Annotated in this window: 7 protein-coding genes; 2 read left to right on the forward strand and 5 right to left on the reverse strand. The window is 43.5% G+C overall.

From position 1 onward, the window contains the following. Positions 1–36: 36 nt before the first annotated feature. Entirely contained in the window at positions 37–1,170 is a 1,134-nt protein-coding gene (locus tag WKT17_RS12040; protein ID WP_291681164.1) for a CobW family GTP-binding protein, read from the reverse strand. Positions 1,171–1,341: 171 nt separating this feature from the next. Further along, positions 1,342–2,181 (reverse strand): diaminopimelate epimerase, encoded by an 840-nt coding sequence (gene dapF / locus WKT17_RS12045; protein WP_173749057.1) that lies wholly within the window; start codon positions 2,179–2,181, stop codon positions 1,342–1,344. Between the two features lie 135 nt (positions 2,182–2,316). Here dapF and WKT17_RS12050 point away from each other — a divergent pair, with 135 nt between their 5' ends. Both WKT17_RS12050 and WKT17_RS12055 read left to right on the forward strand, forming a co-directional pair. Beyond that, the gene (locus WKT17_RS12050; protein WP_291681165.1) at positions 2,317–3,180 is read left to right on the forward strand and encodes an AraC family transcriptional regulator; all 864 of its coding nucleotides are present in this window, start codon (positions 2,317–2,319) and stop codon (positions 3,178–3,180) included. 53 nt (positions 3,181–3,233) lie between these two features. After that, the gene (locus tag WKT17_RS12055) at positions 3,234–4,283 is read left to right on the forward strand and encodes a threonine aldolase family protein (protein WP_173749055.1); all 1,050 of its coding nucleotides are present in this window, start codon (positions 3,234–3,236) and stop codon (positions 4,281–4,283) included. Positions 4,284–4,301: 18 nt separating this feature from the next. On the opposite strand, the gene WKT17_RS12060 is transcribed toward WKT17_RS12055, so the two are convergent. From WKT17_RS12060 to WKT17_RS12070, 3 genes are all read right to left on the reverse strand, one after another. Continuing rightward, positions 4,302–10,625 carry a carboxypeptidase-like regulatory domain-containing protein gene (locus tag WKT17_RS12060; protein WP_294542385.1) on the reverse strand — a complete coding sequence of 2,108 codons (6,324 nt, stop codon included), beginning with the start codon at positions 10,623–10,625 and terminating at the stop codon, positions 4,302–4,304. Continuing rightward, a complete protein-coding gene (locus WKT17_RS12065; RefSeq protein WP_291681167.1) occupies positions 10,622–10,888 on the reverse strand; it encodes a hypothetical protein in 267 nt (88 codons plus the stop codon). The genes WKT17_RS12060 and WKT17_RS12065 overlap by 4 nt, the downstream gene beginning before the upstream one ends. Positions 10,889–11,021: 133 nt before the next feature. Further along, positions 11,022–12,818, reverse strand: a complete 1,797-nt coding sequence (locus tag WKT17_RS12070; RefSeq protein WP_291681168.1) for a serine/threonine protein kinase — start codon at positions 12,816–12,818, stop codon at positions 11,022–11,024. Between the last annotated feature and the right edge of the window lie 2 nt (positions 12,819–12,820).

Raw genomic sequence — 12,820 nt, forward strand, 5'->3', positions numbered from 1 at the left:
TTTCCTGTCCTTTCTGTTGTTACTGTCTTCTAAATATCAGATTCCGAATAATTCGGCCAGCTTGGCTTCATCAATTTTAGAACCAATCACACAAAGTCTGCCTGTGTAATCCGGGGAACCTGTACGGATATCTGCTTCTCCCGGTACCATATCGAAGTAAATCCAGGCGCCGTCCTGTCCGGCAACCATACCTTTGGCTCTTAAAATCATACCATAGGAAGCATCATTAGAAAGTGTATCCAGAATTTTTTCGATTTCTTCACGGCTAAAGGCTTTTACTGTTTCTCTGCCCCAGCTTGTGAAGACCTCATCCGCATGATGATGTCCGTGGTGATGGTCATGATGGTGGTCATGGCCGCAGCCACACTCTTCATGGGCGTGAGCATGCTCATGGTGGTCATGGTCATGGTTATGACCACAGCCGCATTCTCCGTGGGTGTGGTGATGCTCATGCTCATGGTGAGCATGGTCATGGCCACATTCACATTCTTCATGGTCATGGTGGTGTTCATGATGACCGCCGCAAACCGGGCAAACTTCCTCTTCCAGCAACTCTTTCTCCAGAGAGCGGTTGTTTTCCATGGTGTCCAGAATCTTTGTACCGGAAAGCTGTTGGATTGGAGTAGTGATAACCGCTGCAGTCTGATTCAGAGAACGAATCATTTCTACGGCTGTCTTTACCTTGTCATCTGTAGCTTTTGATGTATCGGTACGGCTTAAAATTACAGTACCCGCATATTCAATCTGATTGCTGAAGAACTCGCCGAAATTCTTCATGTACATTTTGCACTTTGTCACATCTACAACGGTTGTAAAGCTGTTTAATTTTATGTCAACTTCATTTTCTACCTTCTGAACGGCTTTGATAACATCCGAAAGTTTTCCTACACCGGAAGGTTCAATAATGATTCTGTCCGGGCTGTATTTCTGAATCACTTCTTTCAAAGCCACCCCGAAATCTCCTACCAGAGAACAGCAGATACAGCCGGAATTCATCTCACGGATTTCAATTCCCGCTTCTTTTAAGAAACCGCCGTCAATACCGATTTCTCCAAATTCATTTTCAATCAACACGACCTGTTCGCCTTTGTATGCCTCGCTGAGCAGTTTTTTAATTAAAGTTGTTTTTCCTGCTCCGAGAAAACCGGAAAAAATATCAATTTTTGTCATGTTCCATTTCTCCCTTCTGTTTTTATAGATAAAACATTGCAAAAGGGGACGAAAATCCGTTTCCGCCCCTTGATACCGATTAATATAAAACCTCTCGGTGGTTAGTATAACACAGGTCTAGCAAAAATAGCAAATAAATTCCGCAAAGTTCCCTTTATTCTTTCCATGTTTTTACATGGTAAAGAAATCTTCAAAAAGTTCTATTTTGCAGACTCTTTTCACACTTCCTATCATTTTCACATTCCAGTTCTCATCAATCTGGGTCCAGAGTTTTCCTCCCGGTGTGTGCACCATAACATCCGAACTGATAAGCCCCAGCTTCAATGCTGCGCCTGCAGCCGCACAGCTGCAGGTAGCGGAAGAAAGTGTATAACCTACGCCGCGTTCAAAAATTTCTATCTGAATGTTATTTTTATCCAAAATTTTGACAATCTGGGTGTTTGTTCTCTCCGGAAAATAATCCGCACCTTCGGAATACTTCCCTATACGGCACACCTTTTCTCTGGAAATTTCGTCCGTAATCATAACACAGTGGGGGTTGCCAATGGATACACAGGTGCAGTCATATTCTTCCCCACCAAAGTTAAAGTATTCATGCACAGCCTCCCTTTCCGGTCCGGTAAGCCCCAGTCTGCGGCTGCTGAAGGAAAGCTGTCCCATACTCATCTGAATTCGGTTTCCTTCCCTGTTCAGATAGCGAAGTTCCACTTCACCGCTTTTTGTATATAACAAAAAACGTTCTTTCTGCATAGCACCGGTCACTTTTAGATAATGGGCAAAAATACGGATGGCATTGCCGCCCTGCTCTGCCTCTGAACCATCTGCATTGTAAACCTTCACATACATCTTTTCTCCATCCATATATGGGCCCGCAACAATTCCATCTGCACCAATACCAAAATTTCGATTACAGATTTTGGATATTTTTTCCTGATTCAACGTTTCTTTATTTTTCTGGCAGTCAAAAACCAGATAATCATTCCCCAAACTGTGATATTTATAAAATTCCATAGTTACCTCCGGATACCTTCTCCTTCTATTAGTATATCTTCTCTATATAGTTTTAGTGTATCAGACACTTTTGTGTTATAATATCCGTATAGTGTTATAAACATTGCAAATAGTGCTGTTTCACAGGAGGAATTTATGGATACTTATGAAAAATCCGGTTATCTCAAAGAAAATTTTCAATATTTCCATCTGCATACCCGAAAAATGCAGGAGTTTCAATACCATTATCACGATTTTCACAAGGTACTTTTCTTTCTTCGGGGAGATGTAACCTACCACATTGAAGGCCGGATGTTCCGGCTGCTTCCTGGTGATGTAGTGCTGATACCCGCAGGGGAAATTCATAAGCCCGTGCTGAACAGCGCACAGATTTATGAACGCATTATTTTATACCTTTCGCCGGAATTTCTCACCTCTGCCGGCAAAGGGAAGGCGGACTTAAACCGCTGTTTTCATCAGGTAAACGGACATCCCGCAAACGTCATGCGGATTCTTCCCGCCTGGCAAAATGACCTGACCTCTGTGTGCGCCCGACTGGAAGAGGAACTGGCGGCTCCCCCTCTATTCGCCGGACAACTCCGCAGAGAATATCTGGCTGCAGAGCTTCTGATTCTGCTGAACAGAGCCTCCCTGAATCACTGCAGCATTTATCCTGAAAACACCTGCAAAAATGAAAAAATCACATGGATTCTGGATTATATTAACAGCCATCTGGCCTCTCCTTTATCCATTGATGACCTTGCTTCCCGTTTCTTTATCAGCCGCTATCATCTCATGCATTTGTTTAAAGCCTCTACGGGGTACACCATAGGAAATTATATCAGCACCAAACGGCTGCTTTATGCCCGCTCTCTGATTCGCAGCGGCATCTCGGTCACAGACGCCTGCTATGCCAGCGGATTTCAAAACTACTCTACTTTTGCCCGGGCTTACAAGAAGCAGTTTCAGGTAAGTGCGAAAAAGTATCTTTCCGACTGTACTTTTTCTGTCCATAAGTGATTTTCTGTGTTAGAATAAGGATAAAGTTTCACGCAGGAAGAGAGGATTTTATTATGTATAGTTTTCAGAATGATTACAGTGAAGGCGCACACCCAAATATTCTCCGGGCCTTAGAGACGATTAATTATCACCAGAACCATTCCTACGGTCTGGACGCACACTCCGATGCTGCCCGTGACCTAATTCAGGAAGCGTTGGAAGATTACAGCACCGATATTCACTTTATTGCCGGAGGAACTTTGACTAACCTGACCTTTATTTCCCACATTCTGCGCCCTTATGAAGCCGTTATCAGTGCAGAAACCGGTCACATCAATACCCATGAGACAGGCGCCATCGAGGCAACAGGACATAAGGTTTATCCCGTTCTCACAAAAGACGGAAAGCTGACCCCTGATTTAATCCGTCCGGTTCTGGATTTGCATGAAAACGAGCACTGGGTAGAACCGCGTCTGGTTTATGTGTCCAACCCCACCGAAGTAGGGACTGTGTATACCAAAGACGAACTGGAAGAATTATACGCTTTCTGCAAACGCCATCAGCTTTATTTCTATATTGACGGCGCACGTCTTGCTGCGGCCCTGGCTGCAGAAGAAATCACTCATCTGACTTTCCCTGACATGCCCAAACTCTGCGATGCCTTCTATATAGGCGGGACAAAAGTCGGAGCCATGTTCGGAGAAGCTCTTGTATTGGTAAACGAAGATTTTAAAGAACATTTCCGGTTTAATATGAAACAGCACGGCGCCATTCTTGCAAAGGGCTGGATGATTGGCGTACAGTTTGAGGAATTATTCAAAGACAGTCTTTATATCCGCCTTGGACAGAGAAGCATTGCGCAAATGCATCCAATAAAAGCCGCTTTTGAAAAAGCGGGGATTCCTCTTCTGTGCGAAGCGCCTACAAACCAGATTTTTCCTGTCTTCCCTGACGAACTGGCAGAACAAATCAGCAAAAAATATCTGACGACCTTCCAGTGCAAACCGGATAAGTCACACACCTGCCTGCGCTTCTGCACTTCCTGGGCCACCAGCGAAGAGGCCGTCAAGGATTTTGTGAAGGATTTTGAAGAAATGGTAAAGATGTATCGTCCAAATAAATGAGAAGATAAGGAGACTGCTTCATGCGGTCTCTTTTTTCTTTCTCCTTGCAAGAAATCCAATGACACCTGCTATCATTACTACAGTTGCAATAGAACCGTAGAACAGCGGTTTGTTCATATAATACTGAATCAGCAGGTTTGGAGTCACCAAAATTTTCATAACTACCGACTGTGCCTTGTCCTTTTCTTTGGTTTCTCCCAGCTGGTTGCCCGCTTCGTCTTCCGAGGTAATTTCAATCTCCTGCCAGCTGTTTGCGCTGGGAACAGTGGTTTTGATAATACCGTTTACCTCTCTTAATTCATCTGCGCTATATACAGTTCTCTCGCCGTCAATGCAGACAGTAACTCTGGCAAGAGCCAGATTATCTTTGACATCTGCTGTCATATGCTTCTCTGCCTGGCGGTACTGCCCGCCATCTTCCACGCCGGATACCACAACCGTAGGTGCCGTCTTATCTACCGTAAATTCGATTGGAAGATTTTTATTGCTCTTCTTCACACTGGTATTGTTCATAGTATTGTTGGCCCGGTCACGGGTATTGAAGATAACGTTGTAATTACCTTCCTGTGAAAAATTGGCTGCTGAAAGGATATAATGGTTTTCTTTCCATTGTGTATCGCTTCCGGTACTTTTTACGGTATAATCCTGATTTTCCTTCAAAATTGTCAGTTTCCCGTCCCTATCAACGGTAATCTTGCCGGACTCAATGGTGTCTATATTGTATTCCATTACACCAAGTTCCTGTTCTTTCCTAATGTAAGTGTGATTTTTTGTGCTGAGCCAGCCGCCTTTGTCTTCCCGGGTCGCATCATCTAAGACATAAACAGAGCCGTAGCGGTTGACAGAGAACAGCACTGATTTTTCGGTTTCATTTCCCGCCTTATCCACAGATTTCGCAGTGAGTGTATAGAGGTCATCCATCTTTTCTTCTCTTGCAAAATCGTTCATTTTAATACTCTGTCCGTTTTCAACGGCACTGACAACCTTTCCAATATCTACCTTGCCGTTATTAGCTCCTGTTACGGTGATTGTTACATTCCCGGCATCGTAGTTTGCATCTGTAGCCTTCACTCCCGGCGCAACTACATCGTTATTGGCCGATTTATCTTTGATATCTGTAATCTCAACCTCCGGTTTTGTTAAATCCACTGTAAAACAGTCCGGTGTGTAATCTGCTGCCTGATTTCCTGCCATATCCGTATAATCTATGTCAAAGGTATAATCGCCGTCGGCTGCATAGCGTACAGTTGCCGTATGTATATCTCCGCTGTCTGAAAAGCCGCTGATGGACGGCGGGGAAATTCCACATCCCTGTAATGCGGCTGTTACTGCTGTGCGGACATCTGCAGGATTAAAATTATGTTCTCGAACCGTCACAGTCGCAGTGCGGGTTTCCTTAAAGTATCTGCCATTTCTTGCACTGCTATTGTCATAGGAAACCGTAAGCACCGGATTGGTCTTATCAATGGTAAACGCATCTGTCTTTCCGTATTCTCCGCCGTTTCCTGCCAAATCCGTACAGCCAAGAGTAAAGGTATAATCACCATCGGCAGGGAAAGATACCTGGCAGGTGCTTGCAGCGCTGTCGGAAATCCCCATATCACTGCTGCTGCTCCAGCCGCTGATGTTTGCCTCTGTTCCATCTGTATTGGTAATATTGAATCTTACATTGTTTGCATCAAAGTTTCTGTCCGTGACCGTAACAGTCGCAGTTCTGGTATCTTTGTAATATTTGCCGTTGGAGGGATTATTCAAATCCCATGCAACAGAAACCGTTGGATTCGTTACGTCAATTTTCAGTTCTGTAATATCACTGTTTCCCTTGTTGCCGGAGAAATCCTGTGCAAAAGCCTGTACCTTTACATCATTGCTGTTATACTCACTTGCAGGAACTGTAATCACCTGACTAAAGGTTTTGTTGCCCTGTATCCTGTTTCTGCTGTTGTCCAGAAGCTCAATTGTTTCACTGGTATTTACATTGCCTGCAGCGCTGACGGTATACCAGACTTTTTCCAGACCAGAATAAGTATCTCCCACTGTTGGGTCTTCTACGTCAATCTGAAGGGTCACGTCTTCATGAAAGATACCATTCTGCGACTGGCTCAGATTCGTAATGGCAACGACCGGACCCGGTTTAGTGCCGTCCGCAATCATACCATCGGAACTAAAGAACTGGTAGTTGCCTGCATAGTCCGTTACCTTAGTGTACACAATAAACTGCTCATCCGGATTTACGGAAAATCCTGCATAATCCGGTCTGTCTTCCGATGCAGAAGACCAGCCATTGTAAGCTTCCAGTTCGTCTCTGGTCATCTGGTCCTGTACCCTTGTGTACTGTACAGGAGCAACCGGGGACGTATGGTCTGCACCAGTTACCTCTGTATCTACCGCAGACGGACTGAAGAGACCAAAAGTAATTTTCTCCAGTAAGCTTTCCCAGAATCCCAAGCCTTTGATTTTCACAGTACCGGTCGGATTCGTCTTGTCTACGGTAAAGCAGCCCGGCCCATAGGAAACAGCATTTCCGGCAAGGTCTGTATAGACGATGCTGTGGATATAGTTGGCATCAGAACGAAAAACATACATACTGGTGTAAGTATCTACATTCTTGTTCCATACATCCAGGCTGTTCGTTTTCTCCAATGCTGTATAATCCGGTATTTCTTCGCCCTCACCTACTTTATCTGCCGTAACCTTTACCTCAATAGGCACGTCTTTATCTGCATAGGCAAAGTTATGTTCTTTGATTTCTACCTTGGCTGTCATTGGTTTTCCACTGTAGAAACGGCTTTGTTCACTTTCTGCCACGCCTGCTGTGCCATCCGCATTGCCATATGCAACACTAAGTTCCGGCGCAGTTTTATCAATAACAAAATACGTACTGTTGTCCTGTTCTTCCTCCCAATCACCCTTGTCTGCGCAGTGAACGTCAAAATCGTATTTGTTATCCCCATGAAAACGGATTCTCATTTCAATGATTCTGTCATCTGTATATTGGGCTGCATTCTGTCCTTCCTGAGAGTCTTTTACAGACTCAACGGTAATGCCCTCAATTGCCCCCATCGAAGAAAGCGTATACTGTGCAGACTTCTGTTCCCCTTCTCTTTGCAGGTCAAACCAAAGTTCTTTGATGCTATTTACATCTACATTTCTTTCTCTTACTGCTACAAGGACTGTCCTGTCCCGGTTATAATACGGAGCATAATCCTCTGTAGCTTTTGTTTCATATTTCACGGATACTTCCGGTTTCGTCATGTCAATTTTCAGATGCTGAAAGGCCTGATATTCATTCCCCGAGTTGTCCACGGCTGTTACACCCACCCATATGTCATTAGAGTTCCATTTTTTACTAATAGTGATATTTCTCTGAAGCACTTCATTTTGAAGTTCTTCCAGCGTATATTTCTTTCCTTTCTCTGCATTGTACAAAGAAACTCTTTCTGCTTTTTCCAGATTTTCTCTGCCTACAGCCACCTGATAGTAAATTTCCCTCAGACCTGAAACAGTTTTATCGGCCGGATGGTTATTATCCGTAACAGATACATGCAGTTTTACATCATCATTGTAAACTTCTCTGTAAACCTGTCCTCCCTCGTAATCTAACCCTAAGTCTACATAAGGCTCATTATTATCCAGAATAATTCCCAATGATGTATAAATTTTGCTGTTTTTTACATTATCATATGGTTTTACCAATACTACATAATGATTGGCAGCAAAGTCTTCTCCTGTGTCTTTTCTGTCAATGATAATCTCTGTAAGGTCGCCGGACGGATTCGCAGGCTGCCATACATATTCCCCACTGTCCTTTAAAGTTTCAATATACTGCAAAAGCCGGCTTTTCGTTATCTCCTCTTCCGTTAGATTGTCTGCATCGGAAACCTTGTCTGTACCATTTACCATGTCTTTTTTCAGAGGCAGCACCATGTAAGTCCACTCTTTTAATCCGGAAGTATCCGTTTCTGTTACCTTTACCTTCACCTTGTATTCTGTCTTTCCAAACAAACCAAAAGATATCTTATTTACAAAATCTCCCAACGGAGTTTCAGAACCTTCCGCCTCACTGATAAACACCTCTGGAATGGTATTATCCAGATATATGTGATAAGAAAACTCCTTTGAGTATACACCCTGCTGATTTTTAAGCCGCAAGGTCAGAGAAATTTCCTCTGATTCCTCAACATCTGCTCTGTCAAATACATATCCTTCTCCAGTCAGTGACACAGACGGGCTGAGTGCTGTCTCTCCGACTTTCGTTAAAAGAACCTCGTCATACAATTTTTCTGTGCAAGTGTTCAGCTCTAATTTTCCTTTATCTGCCTTTACCCAGAGTTCTTTTTTGTCATTCATGTATATGGTCGGATTTTCCTTAAAATTTTCAAAATTGATGTAAGAAAAAATATCATTAATTTCTTCCTCTTTCACTGTCAAGGTACCTTTTTCAATACGAAAATCATAATTTTCAGCCTGAATCCCATCCATCTTCGCTGTATCTATAGACAATACTTTCTCATAAGTATCCGGCTTCGCTGTATTCCCATCGGCCTGTTCCTCGGTCAGTGCCGTCTCGCTGGAAGGATCCCGATATCCTTTTTCGATGATACCTTCTATCCCTTCCCCTGTTCCGGTCTGCACATCCACCCAATCATCGGAATGAAAGATATAATCCGGTCCATTGCCGATTCCGTTATGATATGCATGTCCGAAAGACCTTTCCGCATCGCTGACCTTCACAGTAACAGGTCTTTTCAGTATAACAGCCTTTGCAGATATTTGAATTTCTTTATCTGCCAAAACATAGTTTCCATTATCATTCTGAAGTTTCAACTGATTTTGATTGAATGTTATTTGTGTTTCCCTTCCATCCGTCACATTTCCGTCAAATTCACCTGACAGGATCCCCTTAATATCCGCTGCAGCGGCTAAGTCTACGCTTACCGTATCTCCGCCAATTACTCCTAAGTCAAAATTCATGCGTTCTAATGTAATTATATCCTTGGTGTCTGCATTTACAAATACATCCTTATTATCATCGTAGATTTTAGAATAAACCATATAGGACTTTTCTTTATCCGTGTCAATATTCAATTCTTTCGGCTTAACTTCTACATATAAATACGGATATATTTTTTCTCCATCTGCAGTTCTTTTAAAGACAATATCACACTTCCCGGTATTCTTTGCTGTAATAGTGAATTCTGTATATCCGGCTTTGCCGGACTGCTCCTGTTTTACAATATTAACCTTATCAGAAACATTAGAAAAAACTTCATTTGCTGCGCTATTTTCTTCCGAAACCCAGATAGTCTTTTGCTCTCCATAGGTAAGTGTCAATGGCCTTTCTTTATGAGAAGTAATCTTGCCGGTTTCATCTTCGTACTCTAAGCCGCTGATTTCGTAATTGTAGCTTTCGGTTTTAGCTCCACTTTCTGCATAATATCCTGCATGTCCTTTATAAGCAGCTGTTATCAGGTATTCTCCTGAAAAATCAAAGTTCTTTTTTGCTAATTGCAACTGCGCTTTACCGTTTTCAAGAGGTTTTGTATAGGCCTCTTCAGCGATGTCATCCTTTACGCCCATTTGCTTAATTTTAAATTCCACATCTCCGCCTGTAGGTGTTGACTCCCCGGCAAGTGCTTTAACAGTCACATCAATGTTTAATTTATTTTTAAAAATCCCTGCCTTATTGATTTCCATCTTTTCCATTTCTGTGCCGCATTCCCCGACTGTAACCTCTGTTTCCGTCATTGGTACGTCACCATAAACAGATGTGATTGTTGGTGTAATCGTTGTTTTTCCGGCTTTTACACCTGTTACAATTCCATTTTCAACCGTAGCCGTTGCCGCATCACCGGATTGCCATAAAACAGACTGAATTTCACCTTCTGACAAGTCACATCTATAAGATACCTCTGTCCTCTCTCCTACTACGATATCGCTATTTGCAATACCGACACTTCCGGCAGTTAAGCACAATACTGCGTCAGCGTTTGTGACTTCCGTACCACTTACCGTTACAGAACTCTCATATCTTTCAAAGCCATTTCTGCTTACAGTCAAATTGTATGTACCATTTGGCACCTCACGCACAGAATATGCACCGCTTTTATCTGTAACCTGGGGTGCAAAATCTCCCAACTGCACGGCTGCACCAGAAACAGCAGTGCCACCGGACAGAATCTGTCCGCTTACAGTATACGCCTCTGTCACTCCATTTTGTTCAGAAACCTTGCTACTGTACTCCTGTGCGGCGCTAATCCGCACCGGTTCTGCTATCATCCCGGCTGTCATTGCAAAAATCAGCGCCAAAGCCATCAGCCTTTCTCTTCGTTTTCCTTTCATGCTCTCTTAACTCCTTTTCCTTTATTCACTACGTCACTGCCTTCATCTGTATGAATAAGCAAAATACACTTTTGAATCCTGAACATACCAAAACGCTCATCCGTTTCCTGTATCTGCATTCCTGCCAGCGGCTCGGTAGGACAACCGGGCGGCTCTACGATTTCCTCTATCCTGGCCTTTCGCACACTTCCCGGTTTCCTGCTTTTTCCCAGATAACCGGAACAGCTTATGGTTTGGGCATTTCTTTCATGTACTTTCTGCATCGTTTTTTTCACCGAACGCCCAGTCCGGACATTGAAAATGTTTCTAATATCAAATTGAAAGAAAAATATGATACTCAGCGCAAAACAGAAAATACAGATAGCCAAACACACAGAAAACAAACCGTGAAACAGATTAATCTGCTGCTGTATCTTCTCCACCTCCCTGTTCTGCTGTGGCAATATTAGATGTGTTAAATGTAGCTTCCACGATTTCTCCGGCTGCCGCAATATGGTTCAGCAGTTCCTCTTTCATTTCCTGTTCATAATCCGCATTGGCCGCGCCCTTTACAATTTCCATATCCTTTAAAATTGCAACTGCTTTATTCAATTGGATTTCCATTTGTTTTCGGGTAACCCCTGCTTTCTCAAAATCTGTGGCTTTGGAAACAAGGCAGGCAGCCAGTTCTTTATAAGACAACAAAATATTCACATAGTTATCCCCGGAAGCGGTATCTGTTTCCAAAATTTTCACCAAATCCTTCCAGTAGTCAGCGTATGATACCATAGAATCTCCTGCCTGATTCTGCACACCCAGGCTGTCGTAATACTCTGCAATCTTGTAGAGATTCTGCGCTCTGGTAATATTCTTTTCATTTAATTTCTCCGTAGGTTCTGCTTCTGCAGCAATGCCCAGCCATTTCCGCGATGCCGCCTTATTTCCTGTGCCGTCATAGGAATAAAAATAGGCAATTCCCAAATCATAGGCAAGCTTACTATACGCAGCGCCGTTTTCCTTCAGATATTCCTCATTGCTCCGTCTTCTGTCTCCGGTAATACCCAGAGCTTTCCGAATCATCTGTTCTTCCGTATCAGAAAACACACAAACTGCCCGGCCGGAACTGCTGCCGCTCTCTTCATTCTTCTGCCAAAGGAAGAAATGCAAAAGTTCTTCATACGCCTTTCCTTCCATAGGGTTCAACGCAATAGCCCTCTGATAATATCCGATACATTCTTCCGGATTTGTAGTGGCCAGCGTTTCGGCTTCCTTTAAATATGCATCATAGGTATTTGCTGTCACATTCTTTTCTGCCAGATAAAATCCCATGGCTCCTGCTCCTGCCAGAACAGCCAGCGCAAACACACACCAAAAACTCCTCCATTTTAAAGTCTGTTTTCTTTTATATGCAGCATCCAGTTCCTTATAATGTTCCAGGGCATAAAGCAATTCCCCACAGGACTGATATCGGTCTTCCGGATTCTTCTGGGTACATTTCAAAATAATTTCTTCCAGGCCAGAGGACAAATCCTGATTCCAGTACCGTATGGGATACATTTCATATGGCGGCTCACCGGGATTGTGCCCGGTAAGCAGATGATAAAGCGTAGCGCCCAGACAGTATATGTCTGTGCGGGCATCTGTCTGCCCCTGTCCGCCGTACTGTTCCGGCGCCGCATAACCCTGCGTTCCCAGACAGGTGGTATCCGCCACACTGGTTTCCTTAAATTCCCTGGCTGTTCCGAAATCAATGAGCATAACCTTCCCATCCGGCTTCAACATAATATTCGAGGGCTTCATATCTCTGTAGATAACAGGCTGTATTCTGGAATGCAGGTAAGCCAGCACATCACAAAGCTGTTTTGCCCATTCAATAACGTCTTCCTGATTCTGAGCTCCGTATTCCTGAATCACACTTTCCAGATGGCGCCCTTCAATATAGTCCATAACAATCAGAAAGGTTCCGTCCCCGTCAATGACATCAATAATACTGGGGAGGTTTGGGTGATGCAGCTTTTTCAGCAGGTCTGTCTCTACCGTCAGCCCCTGCTTAACCACATCAAAGTTTTTCACCCCATCCTTACGAACCTCTTTAATGGCCCACTGCTTATTTGCCCGTTCATTCATGGCCAGATAAACGACACTCATGCCGCCCTGACCGATTTTATTCAGTATTTTGTATTTTCCATCTACTAATGAACCTATTTCAAGCATGG

The sequence above is a fragment of the Blautia sp. HCN-20427 genome, assembly GCF_037890365.1.
GTDB lineage: Bacteria > Bacillota > Clostridia > Lachnospirales > Lachnospiraceae > Blautia.

Coding starts and splice junctions, on each gene's coding strand:
- dapF (WP_173749057.1), bottom strand. CDS start 2,181: ATGGAATTTTATAAATATCACAGTTTGGGGAATGATTATCTGGTTTTT.
- WKT17_RS12070 (WP_291681168.1), bottom strand. CDS start 12,818: ATGCTTGAAATAGGTTCATTAGTAGATGGAAAATACAAAATACTGAAT.
- WKT17_RS12040 (WP_291681164.1), bottom strand. CDS start 1,170: ATGACAAAAATTGATATTTTTTCCGGTTTTCTCGGAGCAGGAAAAACA.
- WKT17_RS12050 (WP_291681165.1), top strand. CDS start 2,317: ATGGATACTTATGAAAAATCCGGTTATCTCAAAGAAAATTTTCAATAT.
- WKT17_RS12065 (WP_291681167.1), bottom strand. CDS start 10,888: ATGCAGAAAGTACATGAAAGAAATGCCCAAACCATAAGCTGTTCCGGT.
- WKT17_RS12060 (WP_294542385.1), bottom strand. CDS start 10,625: ATGAAAGGAAAACGAAGAGAAAGGCTGATGGCTTTGGCGCTGATTTTT.
- WKT17_RS12055 (WP_173749055.1), top strand. CDS start 3,234: ATGTATAGTTTTCAGAATGATTACAGTGAAGGCGCACACCCAAATATT.